The organism is Streptomyces sp. NBC_01276, from assembly GCF_041435355.1.
Taxonomy (GTDB): Bacteria; Actinomycetota; Actinomycetes; order Streptomycetales; family Streptomycetaceae; genus Streptomyces.
This window is the reverse complement of the sequence record NZ_CP108442.1, coordinates 5,648,821-5,671,525: the sequence shown is the minus strand read 5'-3', so window position 1 is coordinate 5,671,525 and position 22,705 is coordinate 5,648,821. Positions and strand designations below refer to the sequence as shown.

24 protein-coding genes and 1 pseudogene are annotated in these 22,705 nt (G+C 74.5%); 8 read left to right on the top strand and 17 right to left on the bottom strand.

What is annotated here, in order from left to right:
* Positions 1-381: 381 nt before the first annotated feature.
* Positions 382-1,113, bottom strand: coding sequence for a VIT1/CCC1 transporter family protein (locus OG295_RS25465; protein ID WP_371678977.1), 732 nt, complete (start codon positions 1,111-1,113; stop codon positions 382-384).
* Between the two features lie 269 nt (positions 1,114-1,382).
* Between OG295_RS25465 and OG295_RS25460 the strand changes: the two genes are divergently transcribed.
* From OG295_RS25460 to OG295_RS25430, 7 genes and pseudogenes are all read left to right on the top strand, one after another.
* Entirely contained in the window at positions 1,383-2,381 is a 999-nt protein-coding gene (locus tag OG295_RS25460; protein ID WP_266838523.1) for an ADP-ribosylglycohydrolase family protein, read from the top strand.
* Positions 2,378-3,946: an ADP-ribosylglycohydrolase family protein gene (locus OG295_RS25455; RefSeq protein WP_371678975.1), complete on the top strand. Its 1,569-nt coding sequence runs from the start codon at positions 2,378-2,380 to the stop codon at positions 3,944-3,946. Before OG295_RS25460 ends, OG295_RS25455 begins: the two co-directional genes overlap by 4 nt.
* A gap of 7 nt (positions 3,947-3,953) precedes the next feature.
* Complete coding sequence (locus OG295_RS25450; RefSeq protein WP_371678974.1) at positions 3,954-5,099, top strand: ADP-ribosylglycohydrolase family protein; 1,146 nt, start codon at positions 3,954-3,956, stop codon at positions 5,097-5,099.
* 515 nt (positions 5,100-5,614) lie between these two features.
* Entirely contained in the window at positions 5,615-6,994 is a 1,380-nt protein-coding gene (locus OG295_RS25445) for an ADP-ribosylglycohydrolase family protein (RefSeq protein ID WP_371681303.1), read from the top strand.
* Positions 6,991-7,866: pseudogene (gene rbsK, locus OG295_RS25440) on the top strand (ribokinase); the annotation flags it as partial. The gene OG295_RS25445 and the pseudogene rbsK, both read left to right, overlap by 4 nt.
* Before the next feature lie 284 nt (positions 7,867-8,150).
* Positions 8,151-9,311 carry a CaiB/BaiF CoA transferase family protein gene (locus OG295_RS25435; RefSeq protein ID WP_371678973.1) on the top strand — a complete coding sequence of 387 codons (1,161 nt, stop codon included), beginning with the start codon at positions 8,151-8,153 and terminating at the stop codon, positions 9,309-9,311.
* On the top strand, positions 9,308-10,123 hold the full coding sequence (locus OG295_RS25430) for a CoA ester lyase (protein ID WP_371678972.1): 816 nt from the start codon (positions 9,308-9,310) through the stop codon (positions 10,121-10,123). The genes OG295_RS25435 and OG295_RS25430 overlap by 4 nt, the downstream gene beginning before the upstream one ends.
* 60 nt (positions 10,124-10,183) lie before the next feature.
* Here OG295_RS25430 and lgt read toward each other — a convergent pair whose 3' ends face one another.
* The 11 genes from lgt to hisI all read right to left on the bottom strand — a co-directional run bounded on the left by lgt (position 10,184) and on the right by hisI (position 19,266).
* Positions 10,184-11,191, bottom strand: a complete 1,008-nt coding sequence (gene lgt, locus OG295_RS25425; RefSeq protein ID WP_371678971.1) for a prolipoprotein diacylglyceryl transferase — start codon at positions 11,189-11,191, stop codon at positions 10,184-10,186.
* A 90-nt stretch (positions 11,192-11,281) separates the two neighbouring features.
* On the bottom strand, positions 11,282-12,214 hold the full coding sequence (locus tag OG295_RS25420; protein WP_371678970.1) for a thioredoxin domain-containing protein: 933 nt from the start codon (positions 12,212-12,214) through the stop codon (positions 11,282-11,284).
* Positions 12,215-12,309: 95 nt separating this feature from the next.
* Positions 12,310-13,128, bottom strand: coding sequence for a tryptophan synthase subunit alpha (gene trpA, locus OG295_RS25415; protein ID WP_371678969.1), 819 nt, complete (start codon positions 13,126-13,128; stop codon positions 12,310-12,312).
* Entirely contained in the window at positions 13,125-14,387 is a 1,263-nt protein-coding gene (gene trpB / locus OG295_RS25410; RefSeq protein ID WP_371678968.1) for a tryptophan synthase subunit beta, read from the bottom strand. Before trpB ends, trpA begins: the two co-directional genes overlap by 4 nt.
* A 204-nt stretch (positions 14,388-14,591) precedes the next feature.
* Positions 14,592-14,801: a tryptophan biosynthesis modulator TrpM gene (trpM, locus tag OG295_RS25405; protein WP_266838532.1), complete on the bottom strand. Its 210-nt coding sequence runs from the start codon at positions 14,799-14,801 to the stop codon at positions 14,592-14,594.
* 8 nt (positions 14,802-14,809) lie between these two features.
* On the bottom strand, positions 14,810-15,619 hold the full coding sequence (gene trpC, locus OG295_RS25400) for an indole-3-glycerol phosphate synthase TrpC (protein WP_371678966.1): 810 nt from the start codon (positions 15,617-15,619) through the stop codon (positions 14,810-14,812).
* A 181-nt stretch (positions 15,620-15,800) separates the two neighbouring features.
* Positions 15,801-16,322 carry a DUF2752 domain-containing protein gene (locus tag OG295_RS25395; protein WP_371678965.1) on the bottom strand — a complete coding sequence of 174 codons (522 nt, stop codon included), beginning with the start codon at positions 16,320-16,322 and terminating at the stop codon, positions 15,801-15,803.
* A 62-nt stretch (positions 16,323-16,384) separates the two neighbouring features.
* The gene (locus tag OG295_RS25390) at positions 16,385-16,636 is read right to left on the bottom strand and encodes an HGxxPAAW family protein (protein WP_266838535.1); all 252 of its coding nucleotides are present in this window, start codon (positions 16,634-16,636) and stop codon (positions 16,385-16,387) included.
* A gap of 92 nt (positions 16,637-16,728) precedes the next feature.
* Positions 16,729-17,376 (bottom strand): TIGR02234 family membrane protein, encoded by a 648-nt coding sequence (locus tag OG295_RS25385; RefSeq protein ID WP_371678964.1) that lies wholly within the window; start codon positions 17,374-17,376, stop codon positions 16,729-16,731.
* Positions 17,377-17,390: 14 nt separating this feature from the next.
* The gene (locus OG295_RS25380; RefSeq protein WP_371678963.1) at positions 17,391-18,881 is read right to left on the bottom strand and encodes an anthranilate synthase component I; all 1,491 of its coding nucleotides are present in this window, start codon (positions 18,879-18,881) and stop codon (positions 17,391-17,393) included.
* Between the two features lie 19 nt (positions 18,882-18,900).
* Positions 18,901-19,266, bottom strand: coding sequence for a phosphoribosyl-AMP cyclohydrolase (gene hisI / locus OG295_RS25375; protein WP_371678962.1), 366 nt, complete (start codon positions 19,264-19,266; stop codon positions 18,901-18,903).
* An 84-nt stretch (positions 19,267-19,350) separates the two neighbouring features.
* On the opposite strand from hisI, the gene OG295_RS25370 reads away from it, so the two are divergent.
* Positions 19,351-19,983, top strand: coding sequence for a TIGR03085 family metal-binding protein (locus OG295_RS25370; RefSeq protein ID WP_371678961.1), 633 nt, complete (start codon positions 19,351-19,353; stop codon positions 19,981-19,983).
* A gap of 54 nt (positions 19,984-20,037) precedes the next feature.
* On the opposite strand, the gene hisF is transcribed toward OG295_RS25370, so the two are convergent.
* Genes hisF through OG295_RS25345 form a run of 5 tightly spaced genes read right to left on the bottom strand, consistent with a single transcriptional unit; the run spans position 20,038 to position 22,703 of the window.
* Positions 20,038-20,793, bottom strand: coding sequence for an imidazole glycerol phosphate synthase subunit HisF (gene hisF / locus OG295_RS25365; RefSeq protein ID WP_371678960.1), 756 nt, complete (start codon positions 20,791-20,793; stop codon positions 20,038-20,040).
* Positions 20,790-21,176 carry a RidA family protein gene (locus OG295_RS25360; protein WP_371678959.1) on the bottom strand — a complete coding sequence of 129 codons (387 nt, stop codon included), beginning with the start codon at positions 21,174-21,176 and terminating at the stop codon, positions 20,790-20,792. The genes hisF and OG295_RS25360 overlap by 4 nt, the downstream gene beginning before the upstream one ends.
* Entirely contained in the window at positions 21,173-21,898 is a 726-nt protein-coding gene (gene priA, locus OG295_RS25355; RefSeq protein ID WP_371678958.1) for a bifunctional 1-(5-phosphoribosyl)-5-((5-phosphoribosylamino)methylideneamino)imidazole-4-carboxamide isomerase/phosphoribosylanthranilate isomerase PriA, read from the bottom strand. Before priA ends, OG295_RS25360 begins: the two co-directional genes overlap by 4 nt.
* The gene (gene hisH, locus OG295_RS25350; protein WP_371681302.1) at positions 21,898-22,545 is read right to left on the bottom strand and encodes an imidazole glycerol phosphate synthase subunit HisH; all 648 of its coding nucleotides are present in this window, start codon (positions 22,543-22,545) and stop codon (positions 21,898-21,900) included. The genes priA and hisH overlap by 1 nt, the downstream gene beginning before the upstream one ends.
* Entirely contained in the window at positions 22,536-22,703 is a 168-nt protein-coding gene (locus OG295_RS25345) for a hypothetical protein (RefSeq protein WP_266838544.1), read from the bottom strand. Before OG295_RS25345 ends, hisH begins: the two co-directional genes overlap by 10 nt.
* Positions 22,704-22,705 lie beyond the last annotated feature (2 nt).

Sequence of the window (22,705 nt, the reverse complement as noted above, 5' to 3'; positions counted from 1 at the left end):
GGTGCTGGGGCCGGTCGCGGAGTGCGTGGATGCGGAACGCATCGGCTCTCCCGTCGTCGTCGTGGCATATGTGCATAGCCGAGGGACGACGTTGGCCCTCTGCGAAATTTCGTGCAGGTTACATGATGACGGCAATCCCGAGAAGCGGATATGGCGTTCCAACATGCGGACTTCGCACGAGGCAGGAAAGAAGGACCTTCGCTGGGCTGCGGGGGCTCCTACATGGACTTCTGTGGACACAGCACGGGGCGAAGGTCCCGGCGCGAGGCGGGCATCGTTGCCCGGGCGCCCTGGTCTGATGCCCCGCGGTCACGGAATCGAAACCGCCGGGTAACGGACTACTTATGTTGCGTACTGCATAGTGTCTCACTCTCGCGGCGGTTAGCCTACGACGCCACCGATCCAGGTTCCCAGGATGTACGTCACACCGGCGGCCGCACCACCCAGGAGCAGCTGACGGGCGCCGCTGTACCACCAGGACCGGGCGGTGACCCGTGCGACGACCGCGCCGCAGGCGAAGAGCCCGATGAGCGCGAGCAGCACGGCCGGCCACAGGGCGGTCGCCCCGAGCAGGTAGGGCAGCAGGGGCAGCAGCGCGCCCAGCGCGAAGGACCCGAAGGACGAGACGGCGGCGACGAGCGGCGAGGGCAGGTCGTCCGGGTCTATCCCGAGTTCCTCGCGGGCGTGGATCTCCAGCGCCTGCTCCGGGTCGCGGGAGAGCTGCATGGCGACCTCGCGGGCGAGGGCGGGCTCGACGCCCCGCGAGACGTAGAGCTCGGCGAGCTCCTCCATCTCGTCGACGGGGTGCTTGCGCAGCTGCTGGCGCTCCACGTCCAGCTCGGCGAGGACCAGTTCGCGCTGCGAGGCGACGGAGGTGTACTCCCCGGCCGCCATCGAGAAGGCGCCGGCCGCGAGGCCCGCCAGGCCGGTGATGACGATCGTCTGCGGGGCGACGGCACCGCCGGCCACACCGGTCATCAGCGCGAGGTTGGAGACGAGGCCGTCCATGGCGCCGAACACGGCGGGCCGCAGCCATCCGCCGTTGACGTCGCGGTGGGTGTGGTTGTCGCGGTGGGCGGTGTGCAGCGGCGCTTCGATGTCGATGATGGACATGCGTCGAATCTCCCCTTTTCGTACGAGTGGGTACGCGAAGGCACCGCGCAGCCGTGCCCACCATCCGGGCACCCCCTGAACACCTCGAAACTACGCACGATTTCTGCCGCCCGCCAGCAAGGAAGGCCGTACTTACCTGGGGTTTCGCGGGTCGGCGACCGGGTGACGGCGACGTTCGCGGGGCGTTTCGCGGCGAGCGACAAACCTCATGCCGTGGCACAAATCCCCCAAGGGCTCATCATGAGTCCCATCAAGTGGAGAGGCGCGCCATGGAGCTGATCGCATCCCTTCCGCAGGCCCATCCGCAGGTCGTCCTCGAACGGGCCAGGGGCGCTCTTCTCGGCCTCGCGGTGGGCGATGCGCTGGGCGCCCCCGCGGAGAACATGAAGCCGTCGGAGATCCGGGCGAAGTGGGGCCGCATCGAGGGCTTCGTCTCGGACGACCCGGCGGGCACGGACGACACGGAGTACGCCATCTTCTCGGGCCTGCTGCTGGCCCGGCACGGCTCGGCGCTCACCGTCGCCCACGTCGAACGGGCCTGGCACCACTGGATCGCGGACCTGGACGAGGGCCCCTTCCGCGGGGCCGGCTTCTCGGAGCGCGGCACCCTGGAGAACCTCCGGCGGGGCCTGGCGGCGCCCATCTCGGCGCAGCACCGCCACGCCTGGAGCGACGGCCTCGCCATGCGGGCGGCCCCGTTCGGGGTGTTCGCGGCGGGCCGCCCGGCGGAGGCCGCCCGGCTCGTCGCCATCGACGGCTCGGTCAGCCACGACGGCGAGGGCATCTACGGGGGCCAGGCCGTGGCCGCCGGGGTCGCGGCGGCGATGGCGGGCGGCTCCCCCGCCTCCGTGGTCTCGGCGGCCCTGTCGGTCATCCCGTCCGACTCCTGGACGGCCCGCTCCCTGCGGCGCGCCGTCACCGCCGCCCCGCGCGGGGAGCGGGCGGTGCGGTCGGCGGTGGTCATCGGGGGCTACCCGTGGACGGACCTCGCCCCGGAGGCGGTGGGCCTGGCGTTCGGGGCCTTCGCCGCCTGCGCGGGCGACTTCTCCGCCTCCGTCCTGACCGCCGTCAACATGGGCCGGGACGCCGACACCACCGCCGCCGTGGCGGGTTCCCTGGCCGGGGCCCTGTCCGGCGCCGCCGCGATCCCCGCCGCCTGGGCATCGGCCATCGGCCCGGTCCGGGGCAGCTGCCTCCCCTCGATGCGGGGCTACCACGTCCTGGACATCGCGGACCTCCTCACCCCGGAAACCGAGCCGCCCCGATGACCCCGAACCCCACCCTGCCCCCGCCGCCGCCGCCGACTCCGACGGCAGCTCCGACCACGGCCCCGACTCCGGGTCCGGCCGCGAGCCCGGCTCCGGCCCCAGGCCCGACCGAGGGCCCGGCCCAGGCGGCGCCCCCGACTCCGACTCCCGCCCAGGCCACGGCTCCGGCGGCAGGCCTGGCCGCGGCCCCGGCCCCCGGAAGCCGCGGAGTGGTGGAAGCCGGCGGGGTGTCCGTCGCCCCGGCGGGCCCGGCCGGGCCAGGGTCCCGGCACGGCGTCGGGGGTCCGCCCCCGGCGTTCGTGCGGGTCCGGCTCCGGGAGGCCCCCGCGACCGGGCCCGGGGGGCCGCCCCCGGTCGCGGGGCCGGGCGGGGCGCGGGGAGCCTCCGCGCCCGGCGGCGCCCCGCGCCCGGAGACCCGTACCCCGGACGGACCTCCACCGGCACGCGCGCCGCGACGGATCGAGGGGCTCCTCCTCGGTCTCGCCGCCGGAGACGCCGCCGGCTGGCCCGCCGCCCGCCACCGCGCCAGCCGCATGCCCGAGTGGACCCGCCGCCTCACCCGCGAGCTCGACACCTTCGCCGAGCAGAACGCCACCACCACCCTCCCCGTCCCCATCGCCCTCAACCAGCCCCCCGAGCCGCTCCGCCTCGGCCCCTCCGACGACGCCGAATGGGCCGCCTTCGCGGCCGAGTCCGTCCTCACCGCCGCCGGGGTGCTGCTCAGCGACCTCTCCCGGTCCCGCCGCATGCGCGCCGCCATCGACCTCGCCTGGAACGCCCTGGCCTCCGAAATCGCCGCGGCAGCGGAACGCGCCCCCGAGGTCGAGTCCGCCGTGCTCCCCCTGCGCGCCCGCATCTCCGTCCGCGCCGGCCTCGGCAACCTCGCCGCCGGCCTGCGCCCGCCCGCCACCGGCCACGACAACCCGCACTACTTCGACGACGCCGCCTGCGTCCGCGCCTGCGTGCTCGCCGTGGTCCACCCCGGCGACCCCCGGGCCGCCGCGGACCTCGCCGAGTTCGACGCCCGCTACACCCAGGACGGCGACGGCGTCCACGGGGCACGCGCCATGGCCGCCGCCCTCGCCACGGCCCTCGCGGGCGCGGACACCGACACCGCCGTCGACGCCGCCCTCGAACAGCTGCCCGCCGCCACCGAGATCGGCCGCAACGCCCGGCACGCCGTCGAACTCGCCCGCGCCGACGGCGGGGCCGGCGCGTTCGCCCTCGTCCCCCTCCTGGAACACCAGATCGTGGACCACGTCTACAGCTACGGCATCGCCGCCGCCGAGACCGTCCCCGTCGCCCTCGCCCTCGCCACCGCCGCCCGCGGCCGCGTCGCCGAAGCCGTCCCGGCCGCCGCCTGCCTCTCCCGCGTCGCGGACTCCGCCCCGGCCCTCGCGGGCGCCCTCACCGGAGCCCTCGGCGGCGGCGACTCCCTCCCCGCGGCCTGGCGCGAGGCCTGCCGCACCCTCTCCGGCTGCGCCCTGCCCCGCCTCGCCGGCACCGACCTCGTGGAACTGGCCGCCCTGCTCACCCGTACGGAACTCACCTCACCCAAGGGATGATTCGGACATGACGCTCACACTGGAGGACCGGTTCACCGGGGCCCTCGTCGGAGCCGCCGTCGGCGACGCGCTCGGCGGCCCCGTGGAGGGCTGGTCCCCCGACCGGATCGTGGAACGGCACGGCGGCCGCGTGCACGGCATCGTCGGCCCCTGGTACGAGGACTGGCGCACCGCCCGCCCCATCGCGCCGTACCACAAGGGCGACGGCCACGTCACCGACGACACCCTGATGACGCACGCGCTGGTCCGGGTGTACGCGACCGTCCGGGACCACCTGGACGCGTACGCGGTCGCCGACCACCTGGTCCCGGACCTGATGACGGTCCCCCGCTGGATCCCGGAACTGGAGGCGGAGGCCCTGCCCCTCCAGCGGGTGTTCCTCGCCGAGAAGTGGATCGTGACCCGGCTGCACTACGCGCACGCCGACCCCCGCGAGGCCGGCACCGGCAACATCGTCAACTGCGGTGCGGCGATGTACATGGCACCGGTCGGACTGGTCAACGCGGGCAACCCGGCCGCCGCGTACGCCGAGGCCCTCGACGTCGCCGGCGCGCACCAGTCCTCGTACGGGCGGGAGGCGGCGGGCGTCTTCGCGGCGGCGGTGGCGGCGGCCTGCGCACCGGGCGCGAGCGCCGCCTCGGTGGTGGAGACCGCCCTGGCCCTGGCGAAGGACGGCACCCGTGCCGCCATCGCCGCCGTGCGCGAAGTCGCCGCCCGGCACCGGGACTTCGAGTCGGCGCTGGCTCCGCTCCGGGAGGCAGTGGCCCCGTACGACTCGGTCGGCCCGGACTACCGCGCGCCCTCCCTCGGCGCCCGGCGGCCGTCCCGGCTGCACTCCATCGAAGAGCTCCCCGTCGCCCTCGGCATGCTGCTCGTAGCGGACGGCGCCTACGAGGCCGCCGTGCTCGGCGCCGTCAACTACGGCCGCGACTGCGACTCCACCGCCACCATGGCGGGCGCGATCGCGGGCGCGCTGGGCGGTGCGGGGGCCGTGCCCGAGGGGTGGGCCAAGCGGGTCGCCGAGGCCAGCCGCCTCGACCTGCACGGGCCGGCCGCGGAGCTGGCGGCGGTCGCCCGGGAGGTCTTCGCCCGCGACCGGGAGCGCCGCCGCGCCCACGAGACGGCCTTCACAGCCATCGCCTCCCCGCGGTGACGGGGGATCCGGCCGGGGAACCGGCCACGCCCGGTCACGGGGCCGGCGCCCGGGTGGCCCCCGTACGGCTGACCTGGGCGCAGCCCGAGGACCTGATCGGGCACGAGCTGCGGCAGGCCGCGGAGGACGGCCGGGACGCCGGGCCCGTGCTGCGCGCCTGGACGGCCGCGGGCGGCCGGCCGGCCCCCGTGCGGACCGGCGCCTCCCCCGCCCCGGCCCCGCCGGAACTCCGTGCCCTGGCCTCCCGACTGCTGGACGAACTCGCCGCCCTCCCGGCCCCGTCGGCCGCGACGGAACCCACCGCCTGGCCGGCGATCCGGGCCACCTGGCCCCCGGTCCCCCCGGCACCCGCCCCGGAGGACCCACGGGCCGCGTCCCGCCCCGGGCGGAGCCCCGCCACCCAGGACTCCCGGCCGCACGGTCCGGACCGTCCCGCGCCCGCGACCGGATCCCCGTACCCCGGTCCGCGAGGCACGGGAACGGACCCCGGCCGGCCGGCCCACGGAACCGGGCCCCTGGACCGCGACCCCACTGCGGAGGCGCGCCACGCCCGCCTCCCGGGCCACCACCCCCGGAGCCCCGGTGCGCGGGCCGCCGGGGTCACCGCACCGCCCCCGGACCGGGGTCCGGGCGAGGCGGGGCCGGCGGCGGCAGGCGGACCGCACCAGCGGAACCGGACGGCCGAGCGGCCCGCCGCACCAGGACCGGCGCCCGGGCTGGGCGCCGGGCCGGAGCCGGAATCGGGGCCGGGGCGCGGGTGCGGCGCCGGGCCGGAGCCGGAATCGGGGCCGGGGCGCGGGTGCGGGGCCGGGGGCCGGTCGGGCCTCGGGCCCGATCCCGTGCTGCGCCGCAGGCTGGAGGCCGCCTGGCTCGGCCGGGCCGTCGGCTGCGTGCTCGGCAAGCCCGTCGAGAAGCTCCCCCTCGACGGCATCCGCGCCCTCGCCCGCGCCACCGGCAACTGGCCGCTGGCCGACTGGTTCACCGCCCGCGGCGTCCCCGCGGAGCTCCTCGCCGCCCACCCGTGGAACCGCCGCTCCGCCGCCACCTCCCTCGCCGAGAACATCGACGGCGTCCCCGAGGACGACGACCTCGACCACCCCCTCCTCGGCCTCCTCCTGCTCCAGCGGCACGGCAAGGCCTTCGCCACCGCCGACCTCGCCCGCCTCTGGCTGGACGAGCTCCCGGCCGGCCGCGCCTTCACCGCCGAACGCGTCGCCTACCGCAACCTCCTCCTCGGCCTGGAGCCCCCGGAGACCGCCACCCACCACAACCCCTTCCGCGAGTGGATCGGGGCCCTGATCCGCGCCGACGTGCACGGCTGGACCAACCCCGGCGACCCGTCCGCCGCCGCCGAACAGGCCTACCGGGACGCCACCCTCACCCATACCGCCAACGGCGTGTACGCCGCCCTCTTCACCGCCGCGACGATCGCCGAGGCCGCCGGCGGCCGGGCCGACGTGCACACCGCGCTCCGGGCCGGGCTGGCCGTCGTACCGCCCCGCTCGCGCCTCGCCGACGCCGTCCGCTTCGGGATCCGTACCGCCCGCGACGAGGCGGACTTCGACCGGGTCGTGGACCGGCTGCACGCCTGCTACGGCCACTACCACTGGGTGCACGCCCTCCCCAACACCGCCCTGATCGCCGCCGCCCTCACCCACGCCGACGGGGACTTCACCCACTCCGTGTGCCGGGCCGTCTCCGGCGGCTGGGACACCGACTCCAACGGCGCCACGGCCGGCTCGGTCGCGGGGATCCTGACGGGGTCCCCCGACCGCATCCCGGAGCGCTGGACGGCGCCCCTCAAGAACCGCCTCGCCACCACCGTCGCCGGATTCGACGGCATCGGCTTCGACACCCTCGCCCACCTCACCGCCCAGGAGGCAGCCCGATCATGACGGCCATCGCCGTGCTCGGCAGTACGAACATGGACCTCGTCGCCTACGTGCCCCAGGCACCCCGTCTCGGGGAGACCGTCACCGGACGGGAGTTCCGCACCGTCCCCGGCGGCAAGGGCGCCAACCAGGCGGTGGCCGCCGCCCGCCTCGGCGGGGAGGTGGTGATGATCGGCGCCGTCGGGGCGGACGAGTTCGGCGTACGGCTGCGCTCCGCGCTCACCGCGGCCGGGGTCGAGACGGCCGCGCTGCGCACCGTCGAGACGGCCAGCGGCACGGCGCACATCACGGTCGACGACGAGGGCGCCAACAGCATCGTCGTGATCCCCGGCGCGAACGGCACCGTCACCGGTCTGGAGGCGGGCGACGCCTCCCGCATCGGGGCCGCCGACTGCCTGCTGCTCCAGCTCGAACTCCCCCTGGAGGCCGTCCTCGCGGGCGCCGCGGCCGCCCGCGAGCAGGGGGTCCGTACGGTCCTCACCCCGGCCCCCGCGCGTCCGCTGCCGCGGGAACTGCTGGAGCTGATCGACCTCCTGGTGCCGAACGAGCACGAGGCGGCGGCCCTCACCGGCCGCACCGATCCCCTCGCAGCGGCGGAGGCCCTGCTGCGCGACGTGCCGGAGGTGGTGGTGACCCTGGGCGCGGCCGGCGCCCTGTACGCGGCACGCGGGCGGGAGCCGGTGACCGTAGCGGCGCCCCGGGTGCGGGCGGTGGACACCACCGCCGCCGGGGACACCTTCGTGGGGGCCCTCGCCGTGGCCCTCGGGGAGGGCCGTCCGATGCCCGGGGCACTGGACTGGGCCTCCCGGGCGGCCGCCCTGTCGGTGCAGCGCCACGGCGCCCAGGACTCGATGCCGACCCGCGCCGAGGTCGACCACCCGACGGCCCCGCCCCCGGCCCGGAACCCGGCCCCGGCCCCCGGCGCCGGGACCGGCTCCCGCGCCGACTCCCGGACCGACACCGGCACCGGGACCGACACCGGCACCGGCACCGCCGCTCGGGTGGAAGCCGGATCCGGGCCGGGGGCCGACCCTGCCGACCCGGCCGCCGCCGCCGGCGCCGCCGGGACCGCCGCCGGGGCCCGGCCCGGGTGCGGGGGTGACCTGTGAGGGCCCCCGGGTTCGGGCCCCGCTCCCCGGGGCCGCTGGAAGGGCTCCGGGTGCTCGACCTCGCCACCCTCTTCGCCGGGCCGCTCGCCGCCACCCTGCTCGGGGACTTCGGTGCCGAGGTGGTCAAGGTCGAGCACCCCGACCGCCCCGACCCCTCCCGCGGCCACGGCCCCGCCAAGGACGGCGTCGGGCTGTGGTGGAAGCTGCTCGGGCGGAACAAGCGGACGATCACCCTCGACCTGTCCACCCCCGGCGGCCGGGACACCCTGCTGCGGCTGGCCGCCACCGCCGACGTGGTCGTCGAGAACTTCCGCCCCGGCACCCTGGAGAAGTGGGGTCTGGGCTGGCCGGAGCTGTCGGCCGCCAACCCGCGCCTGGTGCTGGCCCGCGTCACGGCGTTCGGCCAGCGGGGCCCGTACGCCCACCGGCCCGGCTTCGGCACCCTCGCCGAGGCCATGAGCGGCTTCGCCGCGATCACCGGCGAGCCGGACGGCCCGCCCACCCTGCCGCCCTTCGGCCTCGCCGACTCGATCGCCGCGCTCACCACCGCGTACGCCGTGATGACGGCGCTCGCGGGACGGGACCGCACCGGCCGCGGGCAGGTCGTGGACCTGGCGATCATCGAGCCGATCCTCACCGTGCTGGGCCCCCACCCGCTCTGGTACGACCAGCTCGGCTACGTCCAGCCGCGCACCGGAAACCGCTCCACCAACAACGCGCCCCGCAACACCTACTGCAGCGCGGACGGCCGCTGGCTGGCCGTCTCCACCTCGGCGCAGTCCGTCGCCGAGCGGGTGCTGCGGCTGGTCGGCCGGCCGGAGCTGATCGCGGAGCCCTGGTTCGCGACCGGCTCCGGGCGGGCCGCCCACGCGCACGTCCTCGACGAGGCGGTGGGCGGCTGGATCGGCCGCCACAAGGCCGACGACGTGGTCGCCGCCTTCGAGGAGGCCGAGGCTGCGGTGGCCCCGGTCTACGACGTCCGGGACGTGATGGCCGACCCGCAGTTCGCCGCACTGGACACGGTCACCGAGGTCGAGGACCCCGAGCTGGGCCCGGTCCGCATGCAGAACGTCCTCTTCCGGCTGTCCGCGACCCCCGGCGGGATCCGCTGGGCGGGCCGCCCGCACGGCGCCGACACCGATGCCGTCCTGACCGAGCTCGGCCTGACCGGGGCCGAGATCGCCGCCCTCCGAACGGAGCGTGCACTGTGATCCTGACCTGGCTCTACGCCCCCGGGGACCGCCCCGAGGTGGTGGCCAAGGCCCTGCGGTGCGGGGCGGACGCCGTCATCGTCGACCTGGAGGACTCGGTATCGGCCTCCCGCAAGGAGTACGCCCGCGCGGCCACCGCCGAGCTGCTCAGCGAGCGGCCCCCGGTCCCCGTCCACGTCCGCGTCAACGCGCTCGGCTCCCCCTGGGCCGGCGCCGACCTCACCGCGCTGGTCCGGCTGCGCGGGCTCGCGGGACTGCGGCTGCCGAAGATCGACGCCCCCGAGCAGATCGGCCGGGTCGCCGACCGGGCGGGCGGGGTGGCCCTGTACGCGCTGCTGGAGTCCGCACTGGCCGTGGAGCGGGCCTACGAGATCGCCCGCGCACACCCGTCCCTGCACGGGCTGACCCTCGGCGAGGCCGATCTCCGGGCCGACCTGGGCGTCACCGCGGAGGCCGGGCTGGACTGGCCGCGCTCCCGGGTGGTGGTCGCCGCCCGCGCGGCCGGGCTGGCGCCGCCGGCCCAGTCGGTGTTCCCGGACATCCGGGACCTGGAGGCACTGGCCGCCTCCTGCGCGCGCGGCCGGGCGCTCGGGTTCCTCGGCCGGGCGGCGATCCACCCCCGCCAGCTCCCGGTGATCGAGGGGGCCTACCTCCCCCGGCCCGAGGAGGTCACCGCCGCCGAGGAGATCGTCACCGCCGCCCGGGCCACCCCGGGGGCCCTGGCCCTGCCCGACGGCCGCTTCGTGGACCCGGCCGTGGTGGCCGCGGCCCACCGCACCCTGACCCTCTCCCGCCGGGCGGACGCGCGCTGACCCCGGGTACGCCGGAGGGGGCGCCGCGGCCCGCGCGACGCCCCCTCCGGTGGGACCCGTTCAGCTCTTGTCGGCCTCGGCCCCGGCCTCGGCCCCGGCCTCGGCCCCGGTGCCGGTGCCGGGCTTGCGCAGATCGGCCTTGACGGCCCCCTCGGGCTCCTTGGCGTCGCCGGTCTTGGCGTCGCCGGTCTTGGCACCACCGGCCCCGGCGTCGAGCGCCGCCGCCTCGGCGGGACCGCCGGAGGCACCCGCACCGGTCTCCGGTTCCACGACCTCCTCGCGGCCCGGCCGCAGCTTCGCCGAGAGGACGAAGTAGACCACCGCGAGGATGAAGACCACGATCGCGGTCCAGACGTTCAGCCGCACCCCGAGGATGTGGTGCGCCTCGTCGACCCGCATGTACTCGATCCAGCCGCGGCCCAGGCAGTACGCGGCCACGTACAGGGCGAAGGCCCGGCCGTGCCCGAGCTTGAAGCGGCGGTCGGCCCAGATCACCAGCGCCGCGACGCCGAGGCACCACAGCGATTCGTAGAGGAAGGTCGGGTGGTAGGTGCCGGCGACCCGGTTGGGCCCTTCGCTGATCTTCAGCGCCCACGGCAGGTCGGTGGCGCGCCCGTAGAGCTCCTGGTTGAACCAGTTGCCCCAGCGGCCGAAGGCCTGGGCGATGGCGATGCCGGGGGCCAGGGCGTCGGCCCAGGCGGGCAGCGGGATGCCGCGCAGCCTGCAGCCGATCCAGGCTCCGACCGCGCCGAGCGCGATCGCGCCCCAGATGCCCAGGCCGCCTTCCCAGATCTTGAAGGCGTCGACCCAGTCGCGGCCTTCGCCGAAGTAGAGCTGGTAGTCGGTGATCACGTGGTAGAGGCGGCCGCCGACGAGGCCGAACGGCACCGCCCACACGGCGATGTCCGCGACCGTGCCCGGCTTTCCGCCGCGCGCGATCCACCGCTTGTTGCCGAGCCAGACGGCGACGAAGACGCCGATGATGATGCAGAACGCGTAGCCGCGGAGCGGGATCGGTCCGAGATGGATCACGCCGGTCGACGGACTGGGGATATAGGCAAGGGTCATGGCAGACATGACGCTACCCTGCCGGGCGGTACCGACCGCAACCCGCCCGGCAAGCTGAAACCAAAACCACACACGGCGAAGGCCGGCCGGTCACTCCTGGGCTGCCCCCGCTGCCCCCTTGGACAGGGACTTCGAGCCGCCCGACCCGGACGCCCTGCCCGAGGCCGACGCCGACGGGGACGCGGCGGCCGACGGAGACGCCGAGCCGGAGGGCTTGCCCTTCGGGACCCCGGCGGCGGCCTCGACCTTCGCCTTCAGCTTCTGGGGGGTGAGCGGATCGGCCTGGTCGGCGAAGATGTCCTTGCCGTCGAGCAGGACGGTCGGGGTGCCGCGGAACTTGCCGGCCGCGAAGGCCCCGTGCGACTTGCCGACCCAGCTGTTGTGCGTGCCGTCCTCCACGCAGGAGCGGAACGCGGCGGTGTCCAGGCCGTCCACCTTCCCGGCCAGCTCCAGCAGCCTGGCGTTCTTGCCGTAGGCGTCGTCGGTCTCCTCCGGCTGGTTCTGGAAGAGGAGGTCGTGGTAGGCGGCGAACTTTCCGGCGTCCTGGGCGCAGGCGGCGGCGTTGGCGCCCTTGAGCGAGCCGCTGCCGCCCATGTTCCCGTCGATCAGGGTGACGAGGTGGTACTCGACCTTGAGCAGCCCCCTGGACTCCAGGTCGTGGATGGTGTCCCGGTAGTTGGTCTCGAAGGCCTTGCAGGCGGGGCAGCGGAAGTCCTCCCAGACGGTCAGCTGGGACTTGGCCCCGGCCGGACCGGTCTGGATGGCGAGCGCGTCCTTGCCGGTGGCTCCCGACGGCGCGGCCACCGGACCGGCCTTGGCGGACTTGTCCCCGGACCCGGTGTTGGCGGCGATCAGGCCGACCACGGCCGCCAGGCCGAGGACGCCGACCACCGCCGCCGAGACGATGAGGGTCCGCCGGCGCTTGTCCCGGGTCTTCTGCCGCTCGCGCTCCTGCTGGAGTCGCTCCCGGGCCGATCGTTTCGTCGTCGCATCGCGGTTCGCACCGTCGTTCTTCTCGCTCACGTTCGGCCAAACGAAGCGGGGAGGCACTCGCGTGCCTCCCCGCTCCCGTTTCCACTCGATCGGGCTACAGAACCCCCGTCGGGGCCCGCCCGGCGTCAGGACCTGCGTACGCCTTCCGCGAGCTCGCCCGCCAGGGCCCGTACGGCGGCCAGCCCGGCCTGCTCGTCCGGCGCGTCCAGCAGCAGCTTCACGAAGGCCGAACCGACGATCACGCCGTCGGCGAAGCTCGCCACCTGCTTGGCCTGGACGGGGTTGGAGACGCCCAGACCCACGCAGACCGGCAGCTCGGTGGTGGTGCGGGTGCGGCGCACCAGCTCCTGGGCCTCGTTGCCGACGGACTCGCGGGTGCCGGTGACGCCCATGAGCGAGGCGGCGTAGACGAAGCCGGAACCGGCGGCCGTGATGGTCGCCAGGCGCTCGTCACGGCTGCTGGGGGCCACGACGAACACGGTCGCCAGACCGTGCTCCGCCGCGTGCTCGCGCCACAGCGCGGACTCCTGGACCGGAAGGTCGGGCAGGATGCAGCCCGCGCCGCCCGCCGCCGCCAGCTCGGCGGTGAACCGCTCGACGCCGTAGCGGTCGATGGGGTTCCAGTAGGTCATGACGAGGATCGGGACCCCGGTGGCCTCGAAGGTCTCGCGCACGGTCCGCAGCACGTCGGCGATCTTGACGCCGCCGCGCAGGGCGATGTCGTCGGCCGTCTGGATGACCGCGCCGTCCAGGACGGGGTCGCTGTGCGGCAGACCGATCTCCACGACGTCCGCGCCGCCCGCGATGATCGCCTTGGCGGCCTCGATGGCGCCGTCGACGGTCGGGAACCCGGCCGGGAGGTAGGCGACGAGGGCCGCGCGGTCCTCGGACTTCGCCTTCGCGAGGGTGGCGCTCAGCAGTTCGATGTTGCCCTGGTTGCTCACTTGTTCTCCCCCTCGGTCCCGTTCTCGGACGTGCCGTCGTACAGGCCGAAGTAGCGTGCGGCCGTGTCCATGTCCTTGTCGCCGCGGCCGGACAGGTTGACCACGATCAGGCCGTCCTTGCCCAGCTCCTTGCCCAGGTCGAGGGCTCCGGCGAGGGCGTGCGCCGACTCGATGGCCGGGATGATGCCCTCGGTGCGGGACAGCAGGCGCAGGGCCTGCATGGCGGCGTCGTCGGTGACCGCGCGGTACTCGCCGCGGCCGGTGTCCTTGAGGTAGGAGTGCTCGGGGCCGATGCCCGGGTAGTCCAGACCCGCGGAGATCGAGTAGGGCTCGGTGATCTGGCCCTCCTCGTCCTGGAGGACGTAGGAACGGGAGCCGTGCAGGATGCCGGGCTCGCCCGCGGTCAGGGTCGCCGCGTGCTCGCCGGTCTCCACGCCGTGTCCGGCGGGCTCGAAGCCGACCAGGCGGACGTCGGCGTCCGGGATGAAGGCGTGGAAGAGGCCGATGGCGTTGGAGCCGCCGCCGACGCAGGCCGCGACGGCGTCGGGCAGGCGGCCCGCGCGCTCCAGGATCTGGCGGCGGGCCTCGACGCCGATGACGCGGTGGAAGTCGCGGACCATGGCCGGGAAGGGGTGCGGTCCGGCGACGGTGCCGAAGAGGTAGTGGGTCTCCTCGACGTTGGCGACCCAGTCGCGGAACGCCTCGTTGATGGCGTCCTTGAGGGTGCGCGAGCCCGACTTCACGGCGATGACCTCGGCGCCGAGCATGCGCATGCGGGCCACGTTCAGGGCCTGGCGCTGGGTGTCGATCTCGCCCATGTAGATGGTGCAGTCGAGGCCGAAGAGGGCGCAGGCGGTGGCGGTGGCCACGCCGTGCTGGCCGGCGCCGGTCTCGGCGATGACGCGGGTCTTGCCCATGCGCTTGGTGAGCAGCGCCTGGCCCAGCACGTTGTTGATCTTGTGCGAGCCGGTGTGGTTGAGGTCCTCGCGCTTGAGGAAGATCCGGGCGCCGCCCGCGTGCTCGGCGAAGCGGGGCACCTCGGTGAGGGCGCTGGGCCGGCCCGTGTAGTTGACCATGAGCTCGTTGAGCTCGGCGGCGAAGGCCGGGTCGCCCTTGGCCTTCTCGTACTCGACGGCGACCTCGTCCACGGCGGCGACCAGCGCCTCCGGGATGAACTTGCCGCCGAAGTCACCGAAGTAGCCCTCGGTGTTCGGGACGTGACCCTCCGGGTCCGGGATGAAGAACGAGCTGGTGGACATGGCCACTACTCCTACGTGTACGGAATGCGCGACGGGGGGCTGGTTGCACCGTATTGCGCCGTCGGTCCGCGGCCCGCGCACCCCGCTGGGGGTGCGCCGCCGTGCGGACGCCCGGCCCGCGCCGGAGCCTGGGGCTCGGGCACGGGGCCGTGCGCGACCTCCCGTCCGGCACGTCTTCGCGTACCGGGCCGGGGCGGCCGTCGTCTACAGCGCGGCTCCGCCGCGCCATCGCATTCCGTTGACCTGACCGGGCTCGGAGCCGATCACGTACCGCACCCGCCGGCCGTGCACGCGCCGGGCCGGGGCGCGGCAGCCGCGGGGGCGGCAGCCGCGCGCCAGGGGCGCGTGCGCCGTCGGCACGCCGGCCGGGCCGTGGCCCGGTCGGGTGCGGACGGAGGGGCGGGAAGGAGGCATGGGAAGGGTCAGCTCCGGCCGTGGCGCAGGGCGGGGTGGGCTCCGGCGGCGACGAGGTCGGCGACGGCCGCCTTCGGGTCGCGTCCGGTGACCAGGGACTCTCCGACGAGGACGGCGTCGGCGCCCTCGTTGGCGTACGCGATCAGGTCGTGCGGTCCGCGGATGCCGGACTCGGCGACCTTCACGATGTGGGGCGGGATCTCTCCGACGATCCGCTCGAAGGTGGAGCGGTCGACCTTGAGGTCCTTGAGGTTGCGCGCGTTGACGCCGATGATCTTGGCGCCCGCGGCGACGGCCCGCTCGATCTCCTCCTCGTCGTGGACCTCCACGAGCGGGGTGAGGCCGATGGACTCGGCCCGCTCGATGAGGGAGACGAGGGCCTCCTGGTCCAGGGCAGCGACGATCAGCAGCACGAGGTCGGCGCCGTAGGCGCGGGCCTCCCACAGCTGGTACGCCGTGACGATGAAGTCCTTGCGCAGGATCGGGATGTCCACGCGGGCGCGGACGGCCTCCAGGTCGGCCAGCGAGCCGCCGAAGCGGCGCTGTTCGGTGAGGACGGAGATGACCGCCGCACCGCCGGCCTCGTAGTCGGCGGCGAGCCCGGCCGGATCGGCGATCGCGGCCAGCGCGCCCTTGGAGGGGCTGGAGCGCTTGACCTCGCAGATCACCTTGACGCTGTCGCCACGCAGGGCGGCGACACCGTCCTTGGCCTGGGGCGCCTTGGCGGCACGCTCCTTGAGCTCGTCGAGGCTCACGCGGGCCTGCCGTTCGGCAAGGTCTTCGCGGACCCCTTCGATGATCTCGTCGAGCACACTCACGCGAGCGGCCCCCTTCCGGGTTGATGACGGTCGGCCGCCTTGCAGACACGTTCCACTGCAAGGTCAGCACTCAAATGGTATCCGCAGCTCTCTACGCGCTCTGCACTGACTTCGCGGTTTCCCATTGACTGGACAGTCGGAATATGGCATTCCCATGGCTCCCCGCAAGGGGCGCCGCGCTTCACGGGGCGAGAGCGGAACCAAACGGGAGATTTCGGACGATCGAGAAGAGCAGCACCAGCGCGCCGATCCCCCACCAGTACGCCGGCCGCAGCGCGATCCGCGGCGCCGGACGGCCGCCGAAGGCCCGCACCAGCCACAAGGCCAGGAAACCGGCGAAGACGAAGTAGCCCGCGACGGCCACGGCATTGGCGCCGAGCGCCGCGGCGAGGTCCCCCTGGGCGAAGGCGTGCGCGCTGCGCAGCCCGCCGCAGCCCGGACACAGGATCCCGGTCAGCCGCAGCAGCGGGCACACCGGGTAGTGACCGGGCTCGTTCGGGTCCACGGTGCCCACGTACGCGAAGGCGGCCACGGCCCCGGCCAGGGTGAGCACCGGCGCGACGGCCCGCCGGACCCGCGGCACCGCCGCGGGCGACGGCTCGGGCGGTACGGGCCACCGGGGCCCGGACCCGCCGGGCGGGGCGGCGGGAGCGGGGGCGGCGGGGGTGCGAGAGGCGTCCACCCGCTGATTCTCTCCGGTCATGACAAAAGGCGCAGCCCGACCGGGCCGCGCCTTTCGAACCGCGGGATCCGCGGGAACCGCGCTCAGACCTTGGCGGGAACGCGGTTGGCGGCGATGACCTCGGCGAGGTCGCGGTGGGCGGCCTTCGGCGCGCCCATGCCCGCGGCCCGCATCGCGAGACCGACGACTCCGCCGAGCGCGACGACGACGAGACCCGCCCAGAACCCGAGCGGGTTCGCCAGCACCATGAAGGCGCCGGAGACGCAGAAACCGATGAAGGCGATGATGACACCGGTCCAGGCGGCCGGGGTGTGTCCGTGGCTCGTGCCCGCCATGAGTTGCTCCTCGTTGCTCTGTCGCACGTGCGGTACGCACGCTCACTGTCATTGTCCCGCACGGGGCGTGCGGATTCTCCACTGGGTGGGGCTTAGTGGGTGGGGTCCTCGCCCCGGTCCAGAGCCTTCCACAGGTCCTCCGGCCGGTCCGGGTCCACCGCCGCGGGAGTCCTGTGGCGCGGGCTGCCGTCGCGCTCGTAGCGGCCGCCCATGGCGGGCCAGCCACGGCCGAAGCGGACCGCGAGGAGCCCGGCGAGCAGGATCAGGACCGCGCCCGCGGCCGTGATGTACGGCCAGGCCGTATGGGTCAGTTCGGCCGCCCGGGCGGCGGTGTCGGCCGTGGCGGTGACGGCCCGTTCGTCGAGCGCCCGGTGGTCGTCGGCGGCGGCCACCGCGGACAGCGCCCCGCCGAGGCCGCTCAGCGCGAGCAGGACGGACACCAGCAGCCGCCCGCGGCCCCGTACGGCGAACACCGCCACCAGGGCCGCGAGGCCGACGATGGCCAGGGCCGCGGGCAGGCCCGTGACGGCCCGCCCGTCCGCCGTCAGCGGGAGCGAGCCGCCTCCCACGGCGGCGCTGCCCCGGGCCCAGACGCGGCCGGAGGCGAGCAGGACGACGGTGGCGCCGAGCGCGCCGAGCAGCAGGGCGACGGCCACGCTGCGGCGGGCGCTCCCGGCCTCGGGGGCCTCGGCGTCGGCGGGGGCGGCGGGGGGTGGGGGTACGGCACTCACGTACCCCACTATCCCCTACGCCCTCAGCCGTGGTGGAGGCGGTTCGCCGCTCCCACGGCGCGGAGCACGGCGGCCGCCTTGTTGCGGCACTCCAGGTCCTCCAGCTCCGGTACCGAATCCGCGACCACACCCGCTCCGGCCTGCACGTACGCCGTCCCGTCGCGCAGCAGCGCGGTGCGGATGGCGATCGCCGTGTCGGAGTCGCCCGCGAAGTCGAGGTAGCCGACGCACCCGCCGTAGAGGCCCCGGCGGGAGGGCTCCAGCTCCTCGATGATCTGCATGGCGCGCGGCTTGGGGGCGCCCGAGAGGGTGCCGGCCGGGAAGCAGGCGGTGAGCACGTCGAAGGCGGTCTTGCCCTCCGCGACCCGCCCGGTGACGGTGGAGACGATGTGCATGACGTGCGAGTAGCGCTCGATGCTCATGAAGTCCACGACCTCGACCGAGCCCGGCTCGCAGACCCGGCCCAGGTCGTTGCGCCCGAGGTCGACGAGCATCAGGTGCTCGGCGCGCTCCTTGGGGTCGGCCAGCAGCTCCTCGGCGAGCTCGTTGTCCCGCTGCGGGGTCGCGCCGCGGTGCCGGGTGCCGGCGATGGGGTGGACCATGGCCCGCCCGTCCTCGACCTTGACCAGCGCCTCGGGGCTGGACCCGACCACGTCGAAGCCGTTCTCGAAGCGGAAGAGGTACATGTACGGGGACGGGTTCGTGGCCCGCAGGACGCGGTACACGTCCAGTGCGGAGGCGCTGCAGGGGGTCTCGAACCGCTGCGAGGGCACCACCTGGAAGGCCTCGCCGGCCCGGATGCGCTCCTTGACGTCCTCGACGGCGGCCTGGAACTGCTCTCCGCCCCAGAGCGCCTCGAAGGCGGGCAGCTCGGACTCCGGGAGCGGGGCCGGTACGTAGGGCGCGGGCCGGGCGAGGTCCGCCTCCATGGCGTCGAGGCGGGCGACGGCGTCCGCGTAGGCCTCGTCGGCGCCGGTGTCGAGCGCGTTGTGGTTGATCGCGTTGGCGATCAGCAGGACCGTGCCGTCCCAGTGGTCGAGGACCGCCAGGTCGGAGGTGAGCAGCATGGTGAGCTCGGGGAGCCGCAGGTCGTCGGAGGTGTGCTCGCCGATGCGCTCCAGCCGGCGGACGATGTCGTAGCCCAGGTAGCCGACCATGCCGCCGGTGAAGGGGGGCATCCCGCCCGCGAGGTCGCGGGGGGTGTGCAGGGCCTCGACGGTGGCGCGCAGCGCCTGCAGCGGGTCGCCGTCCGTGGGGACGCCGACGGGCGGGGTGCCGATCCAGTGCGCCTGGCCGTCCTTGACGGTCAGGGTGGAGGCGCTGCGGACGCCGACGAAGGAGTAGCGGGACCAGGAGCGGCCGTTCTCGGCGGATTCGAGGAGGAAGGTGCCCGGGCGTTCGGCTGCCAGCTTCCGGTAGAGCCCGACGGGGGTGTCCCCGTCGGCCAGGAGTCGGCGGCTCACGGGGATGACGCGGCGGTCGGCCGCGAGCTTGCGAAACGTCTCAAGATCCATGGCGGGGGAACCTACCTAGCTATTCGGCGGCCAGCGGAAGGACATCGGCGTCGAAACACGTGCGGGCGCCGGTGTGGCAGGCGGCGCCGACCTGGTCGACCTTGACGAGCAGGGTGTCCGCGTCGCAGTCGAGGGCCACCGACTTCACGTGCTGGACGTGGCCGGAAGTGTCCCCCTTGACCCAGTACTCCCGGCGGCTGCGGGACCAGTAGGTGCAGCGGCCGGTGGTCAGGGTCCGGTGCAGGGCCTCGTCGTCCATCCAGCCGAGCATGAGCACCTCGCCGGTGTCGTACTGCTGGGCGATGGCCGGTACCAGACCGTCCGCGGAGCGCTTGAGGCGGGCGGCGATGGCGGGATCGAGTGAGGACGTACTCATGCGGGCCATTGTGCCGCGTGATCGGGGCCGGAACGGATCACTGTCCGCCTGATGAGCACGCGCGGGGCGGTATCCGGCCGTAGGCTGTCGCGCATGTCTACCCATGCGAAGCGTGAACGCCTGCTGCTGGCGGACCTGTTGGAGGCGGCCGGGCCGGAGGCGCCGACGCTGTGCGAAGGCTGGCGGGCGCGGGAGCTCGCGGCGCACGTGGTGGTCCGGGAGCGGCGCCCGGACGCGGCGGGCGGCCTGCTGCTGAACGCGCTCAAGGCCCGCCTGGACCGGGCGATGGCGGAGTACGCGGCCAAGCCGTACGAGGAGCTCATCCAGCTGATCCGGACGGGGCCGCCCCGGATGTCGGTGTACGCGCTGAAGCAGATCGACGAGGCCGCCAACGCGGTGGAGTTCTACGTCCACGCGGAGGACGTGCGGCGGGCGCAGCCGGACTGGTCGCCGCGGGCGCTGGACCCGGTGTTCTCGGACGCGCTCTGGTCCCGCCTGGAGAAACTGGCCCGCCTCACCGGGCGGCGCTCCCCGGTCGGGCTGGTCCTGCGGCGCCCGGACGGGCGGACGGCGGTGGCGCACAAGGGGGTGCCGGTGGTGACGGTCACCGGGGAACCGGGCGAACTGACGCTGTTCTGCTTCGGGCGGCAGGACGCGGCGGCGGTGGAACTGGAGGGCGAGAAGGAAGCGGTGTCCCGCCTGACGCGGGCGCAACTGGGCATCTGACTCCGCCGGACCCGGCCCCGCCGGCGATCGGGCGGCGGGGCACGGGGGGGGGGATCAGCGGACCGGGTGGCCCGCTTCGCGGAGGGCGGACTTGACCTCGGCGATCCGCAGGTCGCCGAAGTGGAACACCGAGGCCGCGAGCACCGCGTCGGCGCCCGCCTCGATGGCCGGCGGGAAGTGCTCCAGTCTGCCGGCGCCGCCGGAGGCGATCACCGGGACCGTGACGTGCCTGCGGACCGCCGCGATCATCTCGGTGTCGTAGCCGTCCTTCGTGCCGTCGGCGTCCATCGAGTTGAGCAGGATCTCCCCGGCGCCGAGTTCGGCGGCCCGGTGGGCCCACTCGACGGCGTCGATGCCGGTGCCCCGGCGGCCGCCGTGGGTGGTGACCTCGAAGGAGCCGGAGGCCGTGCGGCGGGCGTCGACGGACAGCACCAGGACCTGCCGGCCGAAGCGTTCCGCGATCTCCTGGATCAGCTCCGGGCGCGCGATGGCGGCCGTGTTCACGCCCACCTTGTCCGCGCCGGCCCGCAGCAGCTTGTCGACGTCGTCCGCCGTGCGGACGCCGCCTCCCACCGTCAGGGGGATGAAGACCTGCTCGGCGGTGCGGCGGACCACGTCGTAGGTGGTCTCGCGGTTGCCGGAGGAGGCGGTGATGTCCAGGAAGGTCAGCTCGTCGGCGCCTTCGGCGTCGTACAGCTTGGCCATCTCCACCGGGTCGCCGGCATCGCGCAGGTTCTGGAAGTTGACGCCCTTGACGACCCGGCCGTTGTCCACGTCCAGGCAGGGGATCACGCGTACGGCGAGGCTCATCCGGCCACCGCCTTGTACGCCTCGACCTCCACCTCGACGACCATCGACGGGTCGACGAAGCCGGAGACGATGATCATCGAGGCGGCGGGGCGGACGGTGTCGAAGAGGGCCTTGTGGGCGCGGCCCACCTCGTCCACGTCCCGGGCGTGCGTGAGGTACATCCGGGTGCGGACGACGTCGTCGGGGCCGAGCCCGGCCTCGGCGAGCGCCTTGAAGGCGACCTCGAAGGCCTTGACGGCCTGGTCGTACGGGCCGCCCCCGTCGGCCGCGGTGCAGCCGGAGACGAGGACGAGGCCGTTGGGGAGGGCGACGGCGCGCGAGTAGCCGATGACGTCCTCGTAGGGGCCGCCGGAGGAGATGCGGCGTACGTCTGCGGAGCTCATGCGGAGACCACCTTCAGGGCTTCTTCCAGGGTGAAGGCCTTGGCGTACAGGGCCTTGCCGACGATCGCGCCCTCGACGCCCTCGGGGACCAGCGCGGAGAGCGCGCGCAGGTCGTCCAGGGAGGAGATGCCGCCGGAGGCGACGACGGGGCGGTCGGTGGCGGCGCAGACGTTCTTCAGCAGCTCCAGGTTGGGGCCGGTGAGGGTGCCGTCCTTGCCGATGTCGGTGACGACGTAGCGGGCACAGCCCTCGGAGTCCAGGCGGGCGAGGGTCTCGTAGAGGTCGCCGCCCTCGCTGGTCCAGCCGCGGCCCTTGAGGGTGGTGCCGCGCACGTCCAGTCCGATGGCGATCTTGTCGCCGTGCTCGGCGATGGCCCTGGCGGCCCACTCCGGGGTCTCCAGGGCGGCGGTGCCGAGGTTCACGCGGGTGCAGCCGGTGGCGAGGGCCGCGGCGAGCGTGGCGTCGTCGCGGATGCCGCCGGACAGCTCGACCTTGATGTCCATGGCGCGGGTGATCCCGGCGACCAGGGCGCGGTTGTCACCGGTGCCGAAGGCGGCGTCCAGGTCGACGAGGTGCAGCCATTCGGCGCCGGAGCGCTGCCAGGCGAGGGCCGCCTCCAGCGGGGAGCCGTAGGAGGTCTCGCTGCCGGAGACGCCGTGGACGAGGCGCACGGCCTGGCCGTCGCGGACGTCGACCGCGGGGAGGAGCTCAAGCGTCTTCATCAGAGGGTCTCGATCCAGTTGGTGAGCAGCTGGGCACCGGTGTCACCGGACTTCTCGGGGTGGAACTGGGTGGCCCACAGGGCTCCGTTCTCCACGGCCGCGACGAAGGGACGGCCGTGGGTGGCCCAGGTGACCTTGGGCGCGCGGATGGCCGGGTTGGTGACCTCCAGGCTCCAGTCGTGCGCCGCGTAGGAGTGGACGAAGTAGAAGCGGGCGTCGGCGTCGAGCCCGGCGAAGGCCTGGCTGTCGGCGGGCGCGTCCACGGTGTTCCAGCCCATGTGGGGGACGACGGGGGCCTTGAGCGGGCCGACCGTGCCGGGCCACTCGTCGAGGCCCTCGGTCTCCACCCCGTGCTCGATGCCGCGCTCGAAGAGGATCTGCATGCCGACGCAGATGCCCATGACCGGGCGGCCGCCGGAGAGGCGGCGGCCGATGATCCAGTCGCCGCGGGCGTCCTTGAGGCCCTGCATGCAGGCCGAGAAGGCGCCCACGCCGGGGACCAGGAGGCCGTCGGCGTCCATCGCCTTGTCGTAGTCGCGGGTGATCTCGACGTCGGCGCCGACGCGGGCGAGGGCCCGCTCGGCGGAGCGGACGTTGCCGAAGCCGTAGTCGAAGACGACGATGTTCTTTGCTGCGCTCATTCCCAGATTCCTTGGATTCGCAGGACTCCGGCCGCGAGGCACATCACGGAGCCGAGGGCGAGCAGAATGATCACCGACTTGGGCATCTTCTGCTTCTGGAAGGAGTAGACGCCCCCGGCCAGGAACAGGCCGAGGACGATCAGGATGGTGTTGAGGCCGTTCACGG